The organism is Zhongshania aliphaticivorans (genome assembly GCF_902705855.1).
GTDB classification, from domain to species: Bacteria; Pseudomonadota; Gammaproteobacteria; order Pseudomonadales; family Spongiibacteraceae; genus Spongiibacter; species Spongiibacter aliphaticivorans_B.
Genome location: NZ_CACSIJ010000011.1, coordinates 336,930 through 357,996 on the forward strand (window position 1 = coordinate 336,930; position 21,067 = coordinate 357,996).

A 21,067-nucleotide genomic window follows, 5' to 3' on the forward strand; every position below is an offset into this window, starting at 1 on the left:
AGCGTTTGCCTTGTTGTCGCCCAAGCAGCAGCGTGAATACTGGTTGGTTGCGATACTGCTAACGCTTACGTCTATAGCTGATATGGTCGGTATTGCGGCAATTATTCCGGCAATTACTGCGTTAATCGACTACGAAGGAGCTGTACAAAAAGGCTACCTTAATACTCTATTTAATTTTTTAGGACAGCCCGAAAAAAGTGTATTCCTCATAATAGTGACGGGAGGAGCCATCGCTTTTATTTGGGGGGGCGCAATTTTTAGTACGTTGGGTATATTTGCAAGGCAGCGTTATATACGGCGTATAAGTGCAGATATGTCTACACGTGCCTTTGGCTTTTATATGAATCAGTCTATCGAAGCTTTTTATGACCGGCCGGCATCTGAGTTTATGCGGAATGTAAACGGGGTGAGTGAGCAAATAGCAACGGGTATTATCGACACTTCCTTCGTGATTATCTCGCGTAGCATTCAGTTGTTTGTTATTGCGGCATTGTTGATGGTGTTTGATATCCGCATCACTATTTTCATCGTTCTAAGCATTGCCGTCGCTTACTTTCTAATTTATTCGTTGATAAAGAAGGCTTTGAAGCGGATGAGCGGCGACAACTTCGAGTCGCAACGCCAACTTAACCAGATGATATCGGGTAGTTTTGCAGACTACCGAAATATCCACATTGACGGAAAATTAAAGAAATTTTCAACTCATTTTCATGAGATAAAAAGTAAGACGTCTAAAAAGACAGCAAATATTGAAATCCTTGGGACTGTACCCAGAAACTTTATAGAAATTCTAGGTATGAGCCTATTGCTAATTGCGGCCTACCAGTTAGGTAAATCTGCGAGTGATAGTCATCAGCTCGTAACGACGATTTCTCTGTTTGCTGTTGCGGCCTACAAGATTTTGCCCTCTGCCCAGCAGATATACCACGCCGTCAGCAAAATAACCGGTGCATTGGTGGTCTTTCAAAAGGTTAAAGAAGAATGGCAGGGATTAGATAAGCAAACGGTAAGAAATACACTGGAGTTCAGCGACTTAACACCAAACCGTATTGAGGTGCGAGATCTTTGTTATTCGCACAATAATAAAGATTGGGTAATTAATAGCTTGAATGCTGCGATTACATTAGAGGGAATAGTGCGTATATCAGGCCCATCTGGTTCAGGTAAGACGACACTGCTTGAAATATTGGTTGGCTTGAGAGCGCCGCAGCGTGGTCTTGTGTTTGTTGACGGTGAAGATTTAGCAACTATATCGAAAGATAAATGGTGGAGCTCCATCGCCTACGTTAATCAAGGCGGTCACTTAATGGCGGGGAGCATTGCAGAAAACGTGACAGCTTGGTCGAATACCAAAGATAGTCAGCGTTATGAGCTTGTATCGACTATTTGCGGATTAGATACATTGCCTAGTGACGTAATTACAGAAGGTGGCAGTAACCTATCCGGTGGGCAGAAATGCAGGGTGCTATTGGCAAGGGCCCTATATAAGAGGTCTAAAATTGTTTTTTTGGATGAAACACTTTCAGCCTTGGATGTACCCACTGCACGAGAAATAATTAGCAGTATTCAAGAATATTTCTCTGAGCGCTGCCTGATTGTAGTTAGTCATAGAGATGCGGAGCTTCCCTGTGATTATCAAAGTATAGAAGTTAGCGTTCGGGATGGTGGTTTGGCTACTATGCGTGGCAAAGCATGAAGATTGATAAGCGCAAGCCGATGCACTGGTTATGGCTAGGCATATTCTCGCTAAATACTTTGCTTAGTTTGATTTTGCGTCTTTTTGTAAAGTCACCAAGTGAAGTTGTTTTATATGGTCATAAGCTCAACGGCAATTTAAAGGCAATATATAAAGAAAGTGACAATCATGAAGAATTGAATCCCTACTATTTAAGTATGGATTATTATTACTGCAAAGAGTTAAAAAGAGATGGCGTGAATGTTGTCTGGGGTGGAAGCTGGTATGCGATACTGCTTTTGGTGCGTACAAAGATAATTGTTAGTGATCACGGCTTACACTGCCTTATTTTATTGCTGAAATTCACTGCTATCAAGTTTGTCGATGTGTGGCATGGTATTCCGTTCAAAGGCTTTGATAAGGACGACTTTAAAGTACAGCGTCAATATGATGAAGTTTGGGTGACTTCGCCGTATATAGCGGATTTATATCAGAATAAGTTTGGGTTTGAGAGAGATAAAATAAAAATAATTGGATACGCTAGAACAGATAGGTTGGTAAATAAGTGCGATCACGAAATCAGCAAGCTGCGAGAACAATTATCGCTGCCGCAAGATAAAACGCCTGTTGTTCTTTTTGCTCCAACCTGGGCGCATGACAATAAAGATAGAAGTATATTTCCATTTTGTCGAGATGAAGATGAATTTTTAAATAAATTAAATTATGAAGCACAAAAAAATGGTTACATTATTGTTGTTCGGCGCCATATGAATTCTTGGGAATATGAACATAAAGGCTATTCGCATATTCGAAATGCATCAAGCAAGCATTTTCCCGATGCAGAAATGCTATTAATGATAGCAGATGTTCTCGTATATGACTGGTCTTCGATAGTATTTGATTATCTTCTTCTCGATAGGGCGGTAATTTGTCTGGATGTGCCTCCGCCGTTTAGCAAAGGGTTGAGTTTGGATAATACGTTTAGGTATGGAGTGTTCGTTAATAATATGGAAGAGCTAAGTTTTGGAATACAAAGAAAGCTGTCTAGTTTCTATGTTGTTGACGCTGTCGAAGCGGAAAAAAGGAAGCTTATAAGAGAATGTTTATATGGGGATATTGCTGACGGAAATTGTAGTATTAGGGCCTGTAAGCGTCTTGTAAGTGTACTGCACTATTAATCTTTTGGTTTAGATTTAACTTGCTGAGTTGATGTCGTGATAAATGTTACTAAAACATATTTGCCAAACAAAAAAAAGTATAAATCATATGTAGATAAAATATATGAAAGTGGGTGGGTAACAAATGACGGTTTTCTTGTTCGAGAGCTAACAGAACGGCTAGAGGACTATCTTAATGTGAGAAATCTAGTGTTAGTTTCTAATGGGACGAGTGCTTTAGAAGTCGCTTATCGGGTACTTGAGTTAGAGGGGGATGTAATTACGACGCCTTTTAGCTTCGTGGCTACGACTAGCTCACTGGTATCAAATGGACTCAATCCTATATTTGCAGATATAGATATTAGTAGTTTTAATTTATGCCCTGAGAATGTATCAAGAACGAATACAGGGAAGGAAAGCGCTATTTTGGCGACCCATGTGTTTGGTGTTGCGTGTGATATTGATGCGCTACAGCGTCAAGCTAGTAAGAGGCGTCTAAAGGTAATCTATGATGCGGCACATTGCTTCGGGGTTAAATACCGAGGTAAGAGTATACTTTCGTACGGTGATGTTTCGGTAATAAGTTTTCACGCGACAAAGCTATTCCATACCATAGAAGGTGGTGCAATTATACTTAATCACGATAATTTAGTAGAGGAAACGAAATTTAAAATTAATTTTGGGATTGATGGTGTCGATTCTGTAAAGTCTCTTGGTATTAACGCGAAGATGAATGAGTTTGAAGCTGCCATGGGGTTGTGTGTTCTTGATGATATCGAGCTAATACTTGAAGAGCGTCAGGAAATAGCAGATTTTTACTTTACAGAATTAAATGATTATGTCTCATTTCAAGGTAAAAGCCCTTTAAGTAATTCTAATAATTCGTATTTCCCTGTTTTATTTGAAAATAAGAAAATATGCGAAACAGTTCTTTGTGGGCTTAACCGAGAGGATATATTCCCTAGGCGATATTTTGCACCTTCGTTGGATACGTTGCCATATATAAGTGGGGGGCAATTTATGTCTGTCTCAAGAGATATTTCAAGCAGAGTAATGGCCTTGCCAATTTATCCTGGTCTTGCAAAAGAAGATCAAATACGTATTGTTAATCAGGTAAAAAAATGTTTGGTGAAAAATGAGAAAAATTAATATTTTGCTATTTCCGTTTGGTACGGAAATAGCAAATGAAGTGGTTAGGTCATTGTTACATAGTAAATATTTTAATTTGATTTATGCATCTAGTGATAGAACGCTTGATGATGAGTGTGATGAGTATATAAATTTTCTACCTTTTATTGATCATGCTGATTTTTTTTCCGATATGCAGGATTTGATTCGATTGAGAGAGATTGAATATATAATTCCTGCGCATGATGATGTTGCCTACAAGTTATCTATTCTTGAAAATGAGCTTGACGCGGTGGTGGTTGGGCAATGTGAAAGAATTAACCAAATTGTGCGTTTTAAAAATCGAACTTATGAAGAGCTTCGTGAGGTTGTTCTGGTGCCGGAAGTTCTTGTAAACGTGTCATCAGGAGATTTTCCAGTTTTCGTAAAGCCAATCGTAGGTCAAGGTTCATTAAATGCATTGAGGCTGGATAGTATTGATGATTACCGTTATTTTTTTGAGCGACATGATGTTAGCCAATTTCTAGTGATGGAGTATCTTTCGGGTATTGAGTACACAATTGATTGTTTTTCGCGGAATGGAGAGGTGCTGTATTTTGGTGCTAGGACACGAGAGAAAATACGGAATGGAATTGCTGTTAAGTCCAGGTTTGTTGAAGATGGAAATTTAACCTCGGAGATTCAGTGTATTGCGGAGAAAATAAGTTCAAAGTTGGGGATGGATGGTCTTTGGTTCTTTCAGCTTAAGGAGGCGGTGGATGGCCGATTGAAATTACTTGAGATTGCGTCCCGTGTTTCGGGGACGATGATTCTTAATAGGATTAGGGGTGTTAATTTTGTCGAAATAGGAATATATCATAAAATGGGGCTACCTGTAGATGTGGTATGGAACGATATTTCTATTTTGGTTTCGAGGAAGAATGATTTTCATTTTAAGCATAATATTTCCTTTGATCACCTATATATAGATTTTGATGATGTACTTATGCTTTCGGGTGATCTTATTAATACTAATCTCATGCGTGTTATATTTCATGCCAAAAATTGTAATAAGAAAGTGACTTTAATCACAAAAAATAATAATAGAAGGCTAGCCGATTTTTTACATAAGTTTGGAATATTGTATGTATTTAACGAAATTATTCATCTTGATAAAAATCAAGAAAAGGCTAGCTTTATGCGTGAAGGAGGGGTGCTAATCGATGATTCTTTTTCTGAGCGACAAAAGGCAATAAGTAATGGTCATGTTGCCTTAGGGTTGGATGCGGTTGAGCTATTGTTGTTTTAATGAAACACATGACTGGAAGTGAGATATGGTATTTGGAGTCTCGTTAGCATTCAGTAAAGATAGCGTTAGCAAGGCTAGATGGTTGCTAAGGAGGCTACTTTTTTCGGTGGTTGATGCTTTAATTCCAAAAAATGGACGCTACTGGGTTTTTCCGGTGTATTTTATTGGGGAGGGTAGTTTTTCTGATAATATGTTGGCTGTTTTTATGGAGGTTCGTCATGACCCAGAAATTAAAAAAATAATATTAACTCGAAATAAAGCCGTAAATCTTAGTGGGTCCAATGTTTTAATCTTGCCTATGAATTCATATGCTGCCGCTTTGTACATGCTGAGGGCAAGGGTTTGGTTGGTTCAGCATTCTGTGTGGCTAGATTTCTCGTGTGCTAAATTTCAGCTATATTCAGGTGCTGGGCGTTACATAATTAATTTGTGGCATGGTGTTCCGGTCAAATCTCTTGCACATGAGAATACCGGTATACATACAAAGCGCGGTATAAGGGAGATGCCAAATTATCGAATTATCACATCTTCATATAAAGATAAAAAAAATATGCAGTCTGCATTCATGTATACGCCGGATGATAATTTTTGGGTTACTGGAATTCCTCGAAATGATTTTATGCACTGTGAGGAGTCTGCTCTCCCTGATACTTTTAGAACCCAATTATTGTCTCTCGATAAAGCTTTAACCGGTCGAAAGTTGATGCTTTATGCTCCTACATATCGTGAAACGGAAGTTGGTGGTGGCTATTATGATTTTTCGATTGATGATGTTAGAAAAATAGAAGAATTTTGTCGGTCCTATAATTTCGTTTTTGGTGTGCGGCACCATATTTATCGTAAACCTGAGTGTTTTCAAAGGTTGTTTGAGAGTGCGCATGTGTTAGATCTATCAGCCGATGTTATAGATGACGTGCGTTTGTTGATGCGGCGTGTTGGGTTGCTGGTTACTGATTATTCAAGTGTTGTGGTGGATGCTATTTATAATGGTGTGCCTTTTGCTGCGTTCTCATACGATTTGGAAAGTTATAAGTTTGTGCAGCGTGGATTCTTTTATGAATATAAGGATATTTTCAAAGAGAGAATTTTTAAGGATTTTGATGGTGTTTTGGGCTGGGCAATATCAGAAAGTATTGCGGCTTCCTCTGCAGATGTTATGTTAGCGGCCGAGTTGGGGTTGTTCGACTTTGTTGACTCGTGCAACAGCAAAAGGGTTGTTCTTGAAATTCAAAAGTTAGCGTATCAGTGATTTTAATGAGCTTTTATTATCGATCTGCGGTAAAGGTTGTTGGCGTATGTGTGGTGCTAAATCAGTGCTAAGCGCTAATGTTGCAGTGGTTGCTGATGTCTTTGTTTCAGTTTGGATGATTACTTATAATCATGAGTGTTATATAAGGCGGGCAATAGAATCAGTTTTGGAACAGCAGACAAATTTTGATTTTGAGATAGTCATAGGAGATGATTTTTCAGTCGACAATACTCGGAATATTTTGCTTGAGTATAGAATGTTATATCCCGAAAAAATAAGGCTTTTACTTCACCCTACTAATTTGGGGATGATAGCTAATCAAAATATCACTTTCCAATCTTGTAGGGGGAAGTATATTGCGATGCTTGAGGGCGATGACTATTGGGTTGATAAGATGAAGCTCCAAATTCAAACTGATGCGATGAAAATGTATCCGAATTGCCGGCTTAGTTTTCTCCTGCTATTGGAGAACCGAATGGTAGGACGCTATCTCGGTACTCTAATCGGAATGAGTTGGTGGCAGTAAAAAACTTCATATTAGGGGGGGGGTATTTTTGTCCTACTCCATCTTTGATGTTAGATCGCTCCGTGGTAACGAATATCCCGAGTTTTTTAGATGACGCTCCGGCGGGTGATTACTATTTGCAGATTCTAGGTGCTGCCGAAGGTGGTGGTGGGTTGTTTATAAATAGGGTGATGTGCGCCTATAGGATTAATACAGTTGGGTCTTGGAGCGAGTCTGTTAAAAGTTTTCATAATAAGCAACTGTTTAGAATTCGAACTATTGATGCTCTTGTGCTTATGCGTGATTATTTGCCAGATTATATTGTTCACTTTGATAGAAAGATTTTTGATCTGTATTTATTGCTGGCATTTGATTATTTGATTCATGGAGAGCGAGAAAAATTTAGCGAGTATTATAGTGTGGCACGCAGGGTAAAATCTAATATTACGCTTAATTATGTTGTCGTTACTTTTCTTCATAGAACACCTTGGTTTCTAAAGATTATTTATGGCTTTGTGAAGTTTGCAAGGGCTTTTTATCGTCGGATTGTGGTGGGATAAGTTTTTCGCCAAGTCATTAGTTATTTTATTGATTGTTCTTTTGTGGATGAGCTTGTAGGCGATTCCGGGATTGGAGGTTGGCTTGGGTGTAGTCATTACATTTGGTACGTTTGATGTTTTTCATGTTGGTCATTTGCGAATTCTCAAGCGCGCTAGGCGGCTAGGTGGTAGGCTCGTCGTCGGTGTCTCTACAGATGAGCTTAATTTTGAAAAGAAAGGTAGACTTCCCGTTTATACTCAAAGTGAGAGGCTTGAAATTGTTTCATCGCTTAAGTGTGTTGATGAGGTTTTTTCAGAGGAAAGTTTAGATGCTAAGCTGATGTATATAAAAAAATATAAAGCAGAAATACTGTTAATGGGTAGTGATTGGGGCGGTAAATTTGATCATCTTTGCGGTGTTTGTAAGGTTGTATATTTGGAAAGGACTCCTGCGATATCGACAACGGAGGTTATAGAGAAAATAAGATTATAATGCTCTGCTAAATAAACAAATTTTTGGATGCGCTCTTTAAAGCTTGTTTGATATTTCTGAAGCAGCAGGATATGCGGTTTTTAATTTAATGATTTGTGCTGGTGGGTCATCGAAAATCGGTGATATTTGATACAATCAATTTGCTTGGTTGAAGTGATGTGTGTGTTGGTGTGGTGGTTATAGCTTTGTAGGTTTTGCAGAAGTTCCTTATTTTGCTGTATTTGTATTCGCAAATGACACAGTTTTTCCCAATACCTTCTTCTCGTTCAGTTGCTTTTCGTAAAAGTAGCGTTGGCTTTCCTAGATAGGCGCATTCTTCTTGATTGCTACCGCCGTCACTGACTACAAATTCACTATGTTTTAATAGCTTTATAAACTTGAAATAGTCGTAGCGTTGCCGTAGTTCGATATTTTTTATTGCTATAATTTTTTCATAAAGTCCGAATTTTTTAAGATTTTTTTCGGTTGGCTTATGAAGTATGAATAATATTTTTGGTATATGTTCGGATATGAGTTCTATGCATTCTATAATTTTTATTAGTGAGTTTTTGGAGTGTATGTTTTCAAATCTATGAATTGATATTACTGCATATTCTATTTCGGGTACGTTTACATCGCTGATGTTTATATTTTTTTCGGCTAGTCTTAAAGAGTCGAATAGCGTATTGCAACCTGTGTTGATTTTTTTGCCGCGATTATGGGTTAGATTTTTTACTGGCGTCTCTCCTGGGCAGAAGTAATAGTCGCTAAGTTTGAATACTGCTACTCTAGTGATTTCTTCAGGGAACGGATGGAACCAGTTGAAGGATCTTAGCCCTGATTCAACGTGCCCTACTTTTAATCTTGCTATTTTCCCCATAATTGCACCCAGTAGCGTGGAGAAAGTATCTCCGTGAACTAGTACGATTCCTGGTTTTCTTGTATCAAATATATCTCTTTTTTTTGTTACGACTTTAAAAATAATTTTTAAGGCCCATATTGCCATTTTGGGTATGGATGTAATGTCGTCACCGCTGTAAAGCACGTGGTCGGGATTTTTTAGGCCGAAATTACTTAGTAGCTCTTCCATTGTATCGCGGTGTTGCCCTGTAGATATAAAGCGATACGGAATATTTTGTCTGTTGAGCTCAACCATTATAGGTGCCATTTTTATGAGCTGAGCCTTTGTGCCTAAGACTATATGTATCACTGAATTTCCTGGGCTATGAATGTTTCTGAAGGTTGAAAATGCCTTTTCGGCTTATGCATGAACGACATTGCTTGCTTGGTTAAATCGGTGGCGGGTATCGATAATGAGTTGAGCGTGATTTTGTATTTCAGCGTAATCAAAATCATCGTGATCGGTAACCAGTATCACGCAATCATAGGATTGCAGTGTATTAATGCTCAGGCCTACTGAATTCATGTCGAAGTGGTAATCACGCTTTTTGGGAAAAGTTGGCACATATGGGTCGCTGTAATCGACATTAGCCCCTTTTGCTTTTAGCTTTGCAATAATTTCAACCGCTGGTGCTTCCCGTGAGTCGCTTACATTTTTTTTGTAGGCTAGGCCAAGAATTAATATTTTACTGCCTTTAACTGCTTTGCCGTGTTCATTCAGTGCGTCTGCTGTTTTTTGAACTACCCACTCAGGCATCGCGCGGTTGACTTCACCGGCTAGTTCTATGAAGCGGGTATGGATGCCGTATTCTCGCGCCTTCCATGTTAAGTAGAAAGGGTCGATCGGTATGCAGTGACCACCCAGGCCGGGACCGGGAGAAAATTTAGTAAAACCGAAGGGTTTGGTGGCGGCCGCTTCTATGACTTCGTGAATATTTATGCCCATTTTGTCGGCGACGATTTTCATTTCGTTAACCAGACCGATGTTTACCGCGCGATAGATGTTTTCGAGTAACTTGGTCATTTCAGCGGTTTTTGTTGAGCTGACTTGCACAACAGTATCGATAATAGCTTCATATAGTTTTGCGCCGGCATTTAGGCATGCCGGTGTTTCGCCGCCGCAGACTTTAGGGATGGTCTTAGTCGTGTAGCTTCGATTACCTGGGTCTTCGCGCTCTGGTGAGTAAACGAGGTAGTAATCTTCGCCGATGCTGAAGCCCTTGGATTCTACTAATGGTCGAATGAGTTCTTCTGTTGTGCCTGGGTAGCTGGTGCTTTCTAACGAGAGTATTTGTTGGGCTTTTAAATATGGTAATAGCTGGGTGACGGTATTGCTTACGTAGCTAAGGTCTGGTTCGCGGTATTTGTTTAAGGGTGTAGGTACGCAGATGATAATGGCGTCGAGCTGGTTTGCTTGGGAGTAGTCTGTGGTAACCGAAAGTTTGCTGTTGATTGCGGCCTTAATACGGTTTGGCGTTATATGGTTGAGATAGGTTTGGCCTTCGGATAGAAGATCTGGTTTTGCTGGGTCGTTGTCAAAGCCAATAACGCGAAAACCAGCTTCCGCAAAGCAGAGTGCCAAGGGTAGTCCTACATAGCCGAGCCCGAATACGCCGATGACTGCCTCTTTATTTCTGATGCGTGATAATAGGCTGGAGGCGGTCATAATAAGTCCGGAAACGCATTTTGCTTGGCTTGCGTAGTTTTAGTTTATTGATTTGTGGGCAAGGGCTTAATTTACACTGTTTGCGCGGATAGGCGCTAGTTTTTATCGCTCTGATGTCATCCTGTTTCTTTTCCCCCGGAAGCGGAAGCGAGTCGGATGTTAGGCGACTGAAGTTCGACGAGAAAAGCTCAATCAAAGTCGACGGATTGTAGCTGTTAGCGCAACGAGTTTCTTTCATGCTCTGTGCTTGGCATTTGATGATGTTACGAAACTTGTTCAAATGAGTTTTTTTAATTATAGTTTGTAAGAAATATGCTTACATGTGGAGTGTGTTATGACAGCTACGATTACCTTCAGGCCGACGGAAGAGCAGGGCGGGTTTATTGAAGATTTGATAAGCACTGGGGATTATTCTAATCAGAGTGAAGTTATTAGGGCTGGCTTGCGGTTATTGCAGGAGCAGCAGGCTGCATTGAAGTTGACTCAGTTGCGGCAATTGTTACGAGAGGGGGAGCATAGCCCTATAGTTGAGGCTTGGAGCGCCCAAGGTTTTGTGAGCAGGATGAAAGAGAAGCACAGTGCCAAATAGTCCGTCTTTTTATGTTCATGAAAAGGCGGATAGCGATCTTGAAGACATTTTTGATTATAGCGTTGAAATTTTTGGATTTGTTCGTGCTGAGCAATATGTTTACGAGATTGAACAGGTTTTTAGGAGTCTTGCAGAGAGTCCTAAGTTGGGCGCTAGTTTTGATCCAGATGTGAGAAAATATTTTCGATACCCAGTTGGCACTCACTGGATATTTTATGCTCCTGTAAATAACGGCATCGAGGTGATTCGCATTCTCCATCAGAGTATGCTGCCGCAACTTCATCTTTAAATAACAAGATAATTGGCTCGCTAAAGACTCTGATCTGTACCTAAGTAAAATTTCTCATCCCACGACGGTGGGTGCGCTATTGCGGTGGCGTCACTATTTAGCTAGCAGCCTTAGCTAATATTCCCCGTCACCCGAACCCGTCTGCTAGTCGGTGCAACTTTTTCAGTCTTTGCTGCTTCGCGATTTTTAATGCCGGTGTCGATGATGTTTTTGAGGGCGATGATCATGCCGGTAAAGATGAAAGCGCCGGGTGGGAGTATGGCGACTAGTACGGCGGTGTAGTCGTCTACTAAAACAATCTTCCAGCTTTTTGCGCTTTCGCCGAATAGCAAATCCATGTTCGCAAAGATGGCGCCGGTGCCGATAATTTCTCTCATTGCGCCCAGTAGCATTAGGATGACGGCGAAGCCGACACCCATAATAAAGCCGTCGTACATGGCGGGTAGGACTTTGTTTTTGCAGGCAAAGGCGTCGGCGCGGCCGAGGATGACGCAGTTGGTGGTGATGAGCGGCAGGAAGATGCCGAGTATTTGGAATAGTTCGTAGGCGAAGGCCTGCATGAGTAGTTCTATGCAGGTTACTGCTGCGGCGATGATCATGACGAAGGCTGGCAGGCGAATCGCATCTGAGGCGAAGCTGCGGATCATCGAAACGGCGGTGTTAGATACGGTGAGTACTAACATGGTGGCTATGCCCATGCCGAGGGCGTTGATGACCGAGCCGGTCACGGCGAGCAGGGGGCAGAGGCCAAGTAATTGAACGATGGCGGGGTTGTTCTTCCATAAGCCGTTTAGGGAAATCTCGCGGTAGCTGATATCACTCATCGTTGCATTCCTACGTCGGTGCTTATTTGTTGTTCGCCCATATTTTTTGCGGTGGCGTCGATGATCTCTGCTTTGTTTGCCGCGTAATACAGTAAGGCTTTATGTACGGCTTTGGTCACCGCGCGTGGGGTAATGGTCGCGCCGGTGAATTGGTCGAAGACGCCTTTGTCTTTTTTCACTGCCCACTTTGCTTCTTCTGGATTGCTTAGGCTTTTATCCAAAAAGCCGTCTACCCAGTGACTTTTTTTGTAATCTACTTGGTCGCCTAGGCCCGGTGTTTCACGGTGTGACAGTACGCGTACGCCGGAGATGGTGCCGTCTTCTTTAATGCCGACAATCATATCGATATCGCCAGTGTAACCATCTCGTGCGGTAGCGGGCAAAATGGCGCCGACGAATTCGCCGTTCATGGTAGCGCGGTAGAGCTTCTTGGCTTCGCGCAGCCCTAATAATTCGCTGTCGGTGGCGCTAAGGGCATCGTCTAGCATGGAGTTGTCGTGGCTAGATTTTGGGAAGAGTTCTAGTAGCGCACCCTCTTCTGCGTGGCGGATATTGTCTTGGATTAAACCGCGAGTAGATAAGTAGGTGCCGGCAATAACGCCGGTAGTGACGATGGCGAAAAGACCCAGTAATAAGCCGTTTTTTGTAATGGATTGGCCGAGGATGTTCATGACTTTCCTCCTTGCTGATCCTTTAATTTATGACCGTAGGTTCTGGGTTGAGTGTAGTGGTCGATAAACGGCGCGGCAAAATTCATTAATAAAACTGAGAACGCCACGGCGTCGGGGTAGTTACCCCATACTCTAATAATGTATATCAACACCCCGATGAGGGCGCCGTAAATGAGGCGGCCGCGATTTGATACGGCGGAGGTCACAGGGTCGGTGACGATAAAAAATGCGCCCAGCATGGTGCCGCCGCTGAGCAAGTGAAACAGTGGCGAGCCACCTGATGCGGAGCTTCCGCCATCGTAAAATAGCGCTGACAACAGTGTTAGTGACGCCAACATGCTAAGGGGCGCATGCCAAGTGAATACGCGTCTATATAGAAGGTAAATGCCGCCTAGTAAAAAGCCGATATTGGCCCATTCCCAGCCGATGCCTGAAAATTGACCGAACTGGGCAGACTCCTGCCACATATCTTCTATGAGTAGGGAGTTGTTTTGTTTAAGCACGTCTAGCGGTGTGGCCATTGTTATGGCGTCGACGGTGTCGCGGCCGAATCCAAAGCAATAGCGCAGGGCGTCTATCGGCCCGAGTAAGTCACCGGCAAAGCTGCCCTGTGGCGCAAACCATGTGGTCATTTGCACGGGGAAGGAAATGAGCAACATGACGTACGCTGCCATGGCGGGGTTGAAGGGGTTGTAGCCCATGCCGCCGTAGAGTTGCTTGCATATAAGAATGGCGAAGCCGGTGCCGATCATGATCAGCCAGAACGGTGAGCCTGGCGGTAGCGCAATACCTAATAAAAATGCGGTGACAAGGGCGCTATAGTCGTTGAGGTAAAAAGCGATGGGGCGCTTGCGTAGTTTTAAGGCTAGGGCTTCAAAGGCCAGTGCGGTAATGCTCGCCCAAAGAACGTTGACGAGTGTGCCAAATCCGAAAAACCACGTGAGTGAGAATAGGCCGGGAATGGTCGCCAATAGCACTAAGCGCATGACTCGCGCGGTGCTCATTGGCCCGTGGGCGTGTGGTGAACTGACTTTTAAAAATCCCATAGTCTCATTCGTGCTCGTTATTCAGGTTTAGCTCAATTGCTGCTGAGCGGCGGCCAATTTTTCTTCTAGTTTTGCTAGTGAATCGGCCAGTATGTCTGCTTTGTCGTCGCCAGCTGCGCGGGCGGCCTCGAGTTTCTCTTTGCTTTTGGCGATGCGATTTTCTAGCGACTCGATGTTCTGTTTGATCTTGTCGGCCTCGCTCATATTCGCCTGCGCTTCACGTGCGGCTTTGGCGCGTTCGATGGCGGCTTGAACTGGGTCGTCACTCGCCACTTGCTCGGCGGTGTCATTCGCGCCAAGTGTGGCTTGGTGATCCGCAAGTTCTTTTTTGGCGGCATCGAGTTTCGCCTGTGTTTTTTCAACACCAGTCGCAAAGGCGCCGACATTGGCGTCGTTTTGTTCCTGCGCCAAAGTCAATTTTTGCTGGGCTGCTACGAGTCGTTTTTCAGTTGTTGCGATCGCGTTTTGTAAGCGTGTGGTTTTGTCTTCGGTACTTTCATCGGCGCCTGCACCTGCGCGTTTTGCCAGTGCGCGGGCAATGGCGGCTTGGGCAGGGTCGGTACTGTCTGTGCTTGGTGCTGGTGTTTTTGCTGGAGCTAATGTCGCCTCATGCGCTGCCAATTCTTGTTTAATTGACGCGAGCTTTTCTTCGGTTTTGCTCACTGCCGTTGCAAAGGCGTCGGCGTTGTCGCTTTGTTGTTCTTGGGCGAGGGCGAGTTTTTCTTTTGCTGCCACTAGACGTTTTTCTGCGCCGGCTAATAATTTTTGCAGGCGTTCGGTTTTTTCCTGCGGGCTTTCTTCTTCTGCGCCACCGTCACGTTTGGCTTGCGCACGGGCGATAGCCGCTTGGGCAGGATCAGCAGATTCTGCTTGCTTGGCTTTGCTGCGTTCTATTGCGGCCTGAATGATATCGGTTTTGCTGGTTTCTGCTGCGTTTGCGGCGGCCGCTGCTTTGGCCTTGGCGGCTTCCATACGCGCTGCACGTTTGGCTTCTTTCTCAGCTTCTTCCTGTTCTAGTCTGGCGGTGCGGGCTTCAAAGCGTTCTTTGGAGCGTTCGGATTTGATTTTGTCTTGCTGGGCTTGGCGAATCTCGGCCTTGGATGCGCGGTAATACTGCACCAGCGGAATATTGCTGGGGCAGACAAAGGAGCAGGCACCGCATTCGATACAGTCGAATAGCTGATGATTTTCTAACTTTTCATGTTCTTGGGCGCGAGCGAACCAATACATTTGCTGGGGTAGCAAGGACACGGGGCAGGCTTCTGCGCACATGCCGCAGCGAATGCAGGCTTGGGCCGGCGGCGGTGGCGGTAATTCAGCCACGGTCGGTGCCAATACGCAGTTACTGGTTTTTACGATGGGTACGGCGGTGTCTTGCAGGGTGTAGCCCATCATGGGGCCGCCCATAATTAAGCGAATGCAGTTTTCTTTGTTGAAGCCGCTTTTGTTCAATAAATACTGAACGGGGGTGCCGAGCAAGACTTCGTAATTTTGTGGTCGCTCGCAGGCTTCACCGGTGATGGTGGTGATGCGGGAAATGAGCGGTTCGCCAAATTGGATGGCGCGGTAAATGGCCGTTGCAGTGCCGATGTTTTGACACACTATTCCTACGTCCGAGGGAAGGCCGCCGGCGGGAACTTCTTTGCCGGTTAAAATTTGAATAAGTTGTTTTTCACCACCGGAAGGATATTTGGTCGGGAAAACTACGATCTCGATGCCGGTGCCTTCTGCCGCTTTTTTAAGCGCGGCAATGCCTTCGGGCTTATTGTCTTCAACACCGATTAAGGTTTCTTTATTCGGCTTAATGATATGGCGAAGTATTTCTGCACCGGCGATGATTTCCGCTGCGCGCTCACGCATAAGAATGTCGTCAGCGGTGATATAGGGTTCGCATTCGGTGCCATTTAAAATCAGTGTTTCTATTGGCTTGTCGTCGCGGGTGCTGAGTTTAACTGCGGCCGGAAATCCCGCGCCGCCCATACCGGCGATACCAGCTTGGCGAATGCGGTCAACTAATTCGAGTTTGCTGAGCTGGGTATAATCCTTTACGCCTTGATGGGTGATCCACTCGTCTTTGCCGTCAGTGTCGATAACAATGCAACTTGCAGTCATGCCTGATGGATGCGGAATAACGCGTGATTCTATGGCGGCAATAGTGCCAGAGGTGGGCGCATGAACCGGCGCGCTGACAAAGCCTTTGGCTTCTGCAATCATCTGGCCTTTAAGCACGCGGTCGCCGACATTGACGATGGGGCTGGCTGGCGCGCCAATATGCTGCGCCAAGGGCAGAATAAGCTGTGCTGGAATACCCGCGTTTTCTATGGGGTTGAGTAAGGACTGGTGTTTGTTTTCAGCGGGGTGAATGCCGCCGTGAATGTCCCATATTTTTCTCATGCGTTAGCTCCACTTTGTTGTGGAGTACCGCGATCTGAGGCAATGAGATCTTCTGGCGGTTTGGGTTTATCCCAATGCCATGTTTGCAGGCTGGTTTCTATGGGGAGCATGTCGATACAGTCTACGGGGCAAGGCTCTACGCAGAGGTCGCAGCCGGTGCATTCGCTGGCGATGACAGTGTGCATGTGCTTGGCTGAACCGAGAATGGCGTCTACTGGGCAGGCCTGAATGCATTTGGTGCAGCCGATGCATTCTGCTTCACGGATAAAGGCAACCGAGGGCACGGCCTCTTCTGCGGCGTCTAGGGGTTTGGCCTCTACACCGAGCAAATCTGCCAAGGCTGAAATTGTTGCTTCGCCACCGGGCGGGCATTTGTTGATGTCGTCGCCGTCGGCAATAGCTTGCGCGTAGGGGCGGCAACCGGGATAACCGCACTGGCCGCATTGGGTTTGCGGTAGCAGCGATTCGATTTGATCGGCGATGGGGTCGCCTTCGGTTTTAAATTTTACCGCGGCAAAGCCCAGCAATGCGCCGAACACGAGGCCAAGGCCAACCAGTGCTAATAAAGAAGCTAGAAATGGGTTTTGGGCAATCAGTTCAATCATGTTTCCAGCCTATACCAATCCAGCAAAGCCCATAAAGGCTAGCGACATCAGGCCGGCGGTAATCATACCTACGGCGGGGCCTTTAAACGGAACGGGTACGTCGGCGGCGGTGATACGTTCGCGCATGGCGGCGAAAAGAACCAATACCATCGAGAAACCAGCGGCGGCACCAAAGCCATACAGGGTTGATTCAACAAAGCTGTGGTCTTTATTGATGTTGAGCAGGGCCACGCCCAATACCGCGCAGTTGGTGGTAATGAGCGGCAAGAATACCCCGAGTACTTTGTAAAGCATGGGGCTGGTTTTACGCACAACCATTTCAGTGAATTGCACAACTACCGCAATAACTAAAATAAAGGTGATGGTGCGCAGGTATTCTAAGCCTAGTGGAATGAGTAGCCATTCGTAGGTGAGCCAGCTGCAAATAGAGGCGAGGGTCAGTACAAAGGTGGTGGCGCTAGACATGCCGATGGCGGTTTCGAGTTTATTAGACACACCCATGAAGGGGCACAGGCCTAGAAACTGCACCAGTACGAAGTTGTTAACCAAAATGGCACTGATTAACAGTAGTGAATAGTCTGCTAACACAATTTTTAGCCTCACCTTTGCATCGCAATGCGACGTCTATTCTGGCTGGGCAATACGCGGTATTGCGGGCCAGATCGTCATTATCGGGCGATCTTAGTTTATTTCGATCAAGCGTTCAATTTAAAAAGCGGTAATGCTTTTGGCTTATCTGTTGTTGATAAGCCAAGTCGCTTACTGGATTTTCATGCCTGCTTTGGCACCGCTGTCGGGGCTGAGTAGCCATATTTCTTGGTCGCCGGGGCCAGCAGCTAGCACCATGCCCTCTGACATGCCAAAGCGCATTTTGCGCGCCTCAAGGTTGGCGACCATAACGGTAAGCTTACCCACCAATTGTTCGGCATTATACGCAGTTTTAATGCCCGCAAAGACTTGACGTGTGCCTAAATCGCCCAAACTGAGTGTCAGTTTTAGTAATTTGTCGGCGCCTTCTACTGCTTCGGCGGCCACAATTTCAGCTACGCGCAAATCAATCTTAGCAAAATCAGGGTAGGCAATTGTGTCAGCTATACCCGTGTCTTTGTCTTTTGCCGCCTTTTTCGGTTTGGCTGCGGGGGCTGGTGCCGGCGTGTTGTCGCTGCTTTCACCTACCATCGCGGCAACTTTGTCTGCGTCAACTCGGCTCATCATCGCCTTGAAGGGTTCAATAGCGTGATTGTGTAGCGGCGTAAATTCACCCTGCCATGTTAATGAGCAATTTAAAAACTGCTCAGCTTGTTTGGCGAGTTCGGGTAATACCGGTGATAGATACGTGGTAAGTACGCGGAAAATGTCAATGCACTGGGAGGCAACGTCGGCGGCAAGTGCGACGGTATCGTCTGATTTTGCCAGCTTCCACGGTTCGCATGAATCGAAGTATTCATTGGTTGCGTCGGCGAGTGCCATAATCTCACGCACGGCTTTGCTGTATTCGCGCTGCTCATAGAGCTGCGCAATATTTGCACTTGCGCCAGTGACTTGTTGCCAAAGGTCTGCGTTGTGTTGGCTTGCGCTGAGCTTGCCGTCATTGCCTTTTTGCACAAATTTGGCACTGCGGCTGGCGATATTCACAAGCTTACCAACGAGATCTGAATTCACGCGGTTGATAAAGTCTTCAAGGTTGAGGTCGATATCGTCGACCGCGCCCGAGAGCTTAGCTGCAAAGTAGTAGCGTAGGTATTCGGCCGGTAAGTGTTTTAAATAGGTTTCCGCTTTTATAAATGTGCCGCGTGACTTGGACATTTTTTTGCCGTTCACGGTTAAAAACCCGTGGGCATAGATCGCGGTGGGCTGACGGAATCCAGCTGAATCTAGCATGGCGGGCCAGAACAGGCCGTGGAAATTGATAATGTCTTTGCCAATAAAGTGGTAAAGCTCTGCCGTGGAGCCTAGGCCCCAGTATTCATTAAAGTCTCGGCCATTTTTTTCGCACCAGTTTGCGCAGCTGGCCATATAACCGATGGGGGCATCGAGCCACACGTAGAAAAATTTACCGGGTGCGCCGGGAATTTCAAAACCGAAATAGGGCGCGTCCCGCGAGATGTCCCAGCTTTGCAGGCCGGCGTCTAACCACTCGCGCAGCTTGTTGGCAATTTGTGGTTGCAGGGCGTCGCTGGCGGTCCAGTTGCGTAATAGGTTTTCAAAGTCGCCAAGTTTAAAGAAAAAATGTGTAGAGCTTTTTTCGATTGGCGTGGCGCCAGAGATTGCTGAGCGCGGGTTGATCAGTTCTGCTGGCGTGTAGGTTGCGCCGCAGGCTTCACAGTTGTCGCCGTATTGGTCGTCGGTTTTGCATTTTGGGCAGCTGCCTTTTATATAGCGGTCTGCCAGAAATAAATTCTTTTCAGGATCGAATAGCTGGGTAACGTCGCGGCGTTCGATGTGACCGTTGGCATCAAGGCGCCGATAAATTTCTTCTGAGTAATGTTTGCACTCAGGGGAGTGGGTGGAGTGGTAATTATCAAAACGAATAAGGAAGCCCGCTAAATCTCTCTCGTGTTCGGCTTTTACCCGCGCAATTTGCTCTTCTGGGGTGATGCCAAGTTTCTCGGCGGTGAGCATAATAGCGGTGCCGTGGGCATCGTCGGCGCATAAATAGATGCAGTCGTTGCCACGTAATTTCTGGTAACGCACCCAAATGTCGGTCTGGATAGATTCCAGTAAATGACCGAGATGAAGTGGGCCGTTGGCGTAGGGCAGGGCACTGGTGACCAGAATCTTGCGCGACATGGGTTTCCTTGTTTGAGCGTTACTGGCCGCGACTGCATATAGCCTGCGGCTCGGATGGATTCAAAGGCGCGAGATTATAGCGTTTTTGGCTCTCTGGCGCATCTGTCTCGGCGTTGTTCGATGTGAGTGCGGCGCGTATACTCGCCGGCTCATTAAATATTTATTCAAGGCAGGGGAAAGATATGTCGGCAGCGCTGGAATCCAGAGTTCGCGAACAACTGATGGCGGTGGTTTTGCCCGGTTTGTCGTCGCCGCTGGCGGAGCTTGCCGATATTGTGTCTTTGACGCTTAGCGGTGATCGTGTCGACGTGATTGTTGAGCTTGGTTTTCCTGCTAAAAGCGCGCAGCAACAATATGAAACACTGCTTGGTGAAGCGCTAACGCAAGTTGCAGGTGTTGCCGCTGGCACGGTGCAAGTACGCTGGAAAATTGCTGCCTACGCGGCGCAGCAGAATATTCAGAGTATGGAAAATGTTCGCAATATTATTGCGGTCGCTTCCGGTAAAGGCGGCGTGGGTAAATCAACCACCTCTGTGAATCTTGCTTTGGCATTGGCGGCAGAAGGTGCGCGGGTTGGCTTGCTAGACGCTGATATCTACGGGCCTAGCGTGCAAATGATGCTGGGTATTCCCGACGGTCAGCGTCCTAAACAATATGGCACCCATTATTTACTGCCGATAGAAGCCTATGGTGTGCAGTCTATGTCTATGGGGTATTTGGTCACCGCCGATACGCCGATGGTGTGGCGTGGGCCGATGGCAACCGGTGCCCTGCAGCAGTTATTAAACCAGACATATTGGCAGGATCTGGATTATTTGATTATCGATATGCCGCCGGGCACGGGTGATATTCAGCTAACACTGTCGCAAAAAGTGCCGGTGTCTGGCGCGGTTGTGGTGACCACGCCGCAAGATATTGCCCTGTTAGATGCTAAGAAAGGCATCGAAATGTTCCGCAAGGTGTCGGTGCCGGTATTGGGTATTGTTGAAAATATGGCGGTGCATATTTGCAGCGAGTGCGGCCATCACGAACACGTATTTGGTCATGGTGGCGGCGACCGCATGGCGCAATCTTATAATGTGCCCATGTTGGGCGCTTTGCCTTTGTCAATGCAGATTCGCGAGCAAGCAGATTGCGGCAAGCCGGTGCTAGCCGCTCATCCAGAAAGTGATGCGGCTATGTTGTATCGGCAGGTTGCGATTAGCATGACCGCCGAGTTGGCCAAGCGTCAGCGCGTGCAGAGCAATGCTTTTCCGAATATTTCGATTAGCGACGATTAA

At 45.5% G+C, this 21,067-nt stretch carries 20 protein-coding genes; 11 read left to right on the top strand and 9 right to left on the bottom strand.

The window, feature by feature from the left end:
- The first annotated feature begins 82 nt into the window (after positions 1–82).
- From GVJ32_RS06035 to GVJ32_RS06070, 8 genes are all read left to right on the top strand, one after another.
- Positions 83–1,696, top strand: a complete 1,614-nt coding sequence (locus GVJ32_RS06035) for an ATP-binding cassette domain-containing protein (RefSeq protein ID WP_159239137.1) — start codon at positions 83–85, stop codon at positions 1,694–1,696.
- A complete protein-coding gene (locus GVJ32_RS06040) occupies positions 1,693–2,853 on the top strand; it encodes a CDP-glycerol glycerophosphotransferase family protein (protein ID WP_159239138.1) in 1,161 nt (386 codons plus the stop codon). The genes GVJ32_RS06035 and GVJ32_RS06040 overlap by 4 nt, the downstream gene beginning before the upstream one ends.
- Positions 2,854–2,889: 36 nt before the next feature.
- Positions 2,890–3,981 carry a DegT/DnrJ/EryC1/StrS family aminotransferase gene (locus GVJ32_RS06045; protein WP_159239139.1) on the top strand — a complete coding sequence of 364 codons (1,092 nt, stop codon included), beginning with the start codon at positions 2,890–2,892 and terminating at the stop codon, positions 3,979–3,981.
- Positions 3,968–5,248 carry an ATP-grasp domain-containing protein gene (locus GVJ32_RS06050; protein WP_159239140.1) on the top strand — a complete coding sequence of 427 codons (1,281 nt, stop codon included), beginning with the start codon at positions 3,968–3,970 and terminating at the stop codon, positions 5,246–5,248. Before GVJ32_RS06045 ends, GVJ32_RS06050 begins: the two co-directional genes overlap by 14 nt.
- Before the next feature lie 25 nt (positions 5,249–5,273).
- Positions 5,274–6,497: a CDP-glycerol glycerophosphotransferase family protein gene (locus GVJ32_RS06055; protein WP_159239141.1), complete on the top strand. Its 1,224-nt coding sequence runs from the start codon at positions 5,274–5,276 to the stop codon at positions 6,495–6,497.
- A 46-nt stretch (positions 6,498–6,543) separates the two neighbouring features.
- A complete protein-coding gene (locus GVJ32_RS06060) occupies positions 6,544–7,023 on the top strand; it encodes a glycosyltransferase family 2 protein (protein ID WP_159239142.1) in 480 nt (159 codons plus the stop codon).
- Positions 7,014–7,562, top strand: coding sequence for a hypothetical protein (locus GVJ32_RS06065; protein ID WP_159239143.1), 549 nt, complete (start codon positions 7,014–7,016; stop codon positions 7,560–7,562). The genes GVJ32_RS06060 and GVJ32_RS06065 overlap by 10 nt, the downstream gene beginning before the upstream one ends.
- 82 nt (positions 7,563–7,644) lie before the next feature.
- Positions 7,645–8,034: an adenylyltransferase/cytidyltransferase family protein gene (locus GVJ32_RS06070; RefSeq protein ID WP_159239144.1), complete on the top strand. Its 390-nt coding sequence runs from the start codon at positions 7,645–7,647 to the stop codon at positions 8,032–8,034.
- Between the two features lie 106 nt (positions 8,035–8,140).
- Here GVJ32_RS06070 and GVJ32_RS06075 read toward each other — a convergent pair whose 3' ends face one another.
- Together GVJ32_RS06075 and GVJ32_RS06080 are read right to left on the bottom strand one after the other, a co-directional pair.
- Complete coding sequence (locus GVJ32_RS06075; protein ID WP_159239145.1) at positions 8,141–9,223, bottom strand: UDP-N-acetyl glucosamine 2-epimerase; 1,083 nt, start codon at positions 9,221–9,223, stop codon at positions 8,141–8,143.
- Between the two features lie 51 nt (positions 9,224–9,274).
- Entirely contained in the window at positions 9,275–10,579 is a 1,305-nt protein-coding gene (locus GVJ32_RS06080) for a nucleotide sugar dehydrogenase (protein WP_159239146.1), read from the bottom strand.
- Positions 10,580–10,913: 334 nt separating this feature from the next.
- Here GVJ32_RS06080 and GVJ32_RS06085 point away from each other — a divergent pair, with 334 nt between their 5' ends.
- Together GVJ32_RS06085 and GVJ32_RS06090 are read left to right on the top strand one after the other, a co-directional pair.
- Positions 10,914–11,168 (top strand): type II toxin-antitoxin system ParD family antitoxin, encoded by a 255-nt coding sequence (locus GVJ32_RS06085; protein WP_159239147.1) that lies wholly within the window; start codon positions 10,914–10,916, stop codon positions 11,166–11,168.
- The gene (locus tag GVJ32_RS06090; RefSeq protein ID WP_159239148.1) at positions 11,158–11,457 is read left to right on the top strand and encodes a type II toxin-antitoxin system RelE/ParE family toxin; all 300 of its coding nucleotides are present in this window, start codon (positions 11,158–11,160) and stop codon (positions 11,455–11,457) included. Before GVJ32_RS06085 ends, GVJ32_RS06090 begins: the two co-directional genes overlap by 11 nt.
- A gap of 110 nt (positions 11,458–11,567) precedes the next feature.
- Here GVJ32_RS06090 and GVJ32_RS06095 read toward each other — a convergent pair whose 3' ends face one another.
- The 7 genes from GVJ32_RS06095 to metG all read right to left on the bottom strand — a co-directional run bounded on the left by GVJ32_RS06095 (position 11,568) and on the right by metG (position 19,787).
- Positions 11,568–12,281: an electron transport complex subunit E gene (locus GVJ32_RS06095; protein WP_159239149.1), complete on the bottom strand. Its 714-nt coding sequence runs from the start codon at positions 12,279–12,281 to the stop codon at positions 11,568–11,570.
- Entirely contained in the window at positions 12,278–12,946 is a 669-nt protein-coding gene (gene rsxG / locus GVJ32_RS06100) for an electron transport complex subunit RsxG (protein ID WP_200841364.1), read from the bottom strand. Before rsxG ends, GVJ32_RS06095 begins: the two co-directional genes overlap by 4 nt.
- 2 nt (positions 12,947–12,948) lie before the next feature.
- On the bottom strand, positions 12,949–13,998 hold the full coding sequence (rsxD, locus tag GVJ32_RS06105) for an electron transport complex subunit RsxD (protein ID WP_159239151.1): 1,050 nt from the start codon (positions 13,996–13,998) through the stop codon (positions 12,949–12,951).
- A gap of 27 nt (positions 13,999–14,025) precedes the next feature.
- Entirely contained in the window at positions 14,026–16,392 is a 2,367-nt protein-coding gene (gene rsxC / locus GVJ32_RS06110) for an electron transport complex subunit RsxC (RefSeq protein ID WP_159239152.1), read from the bottom strand.
- On the bottom strand, positions 16,389–16,997 hold the full coding sequence (gene rsxB, locus GVJ32_RS06115) for an electron transport complex subunit RsxB (RefSeq protein WP_159239153.1): 609 nt from the start codon (positions 16,995–16,997) through the stop codon (positions 16,389–16,391). Before rsxB ends, rsxC begins: the two co-directional genes overlap by 4 nt.
- 9 nt (positions 16,998–17,006) lie before the next feature.
- A complete protein-coding gene (gene rsxA, locus GVJ32_RS06120) occupies positions 17,007–17,585 on the bottom strand; it encodes an electron transport complex subunit RsxA (RefSeq protein ID WP_159239154.1) in 579 nt (192 codons plus the stop codon).
- Between the two features lie 171 nt (positions 17,586–17,756).
- Entirely contained in the window at positions 17,757–19,787 is a 2,031-nt protein-coding gene (metG, locus tag GVJ32_RS06125) for a methionine--tRNA ligase (protein WP_159239155.1), read from the bottom strand.
- Between the two features lie 182 nt (positions 19,788–19,969).
- On the opposite strand from metG, the gene apbC reads away from it, so the two are divergent.
- A complete protein-coding gene (gene apbC, locus GVJ32_RS06130; protein WP_159239156.1) occupies positions 19,970–21,067 on the top strand; it encodes an iron-sulfur cluster carrier protein ApbC in 1,098 nt (365 codons plus the stop codon).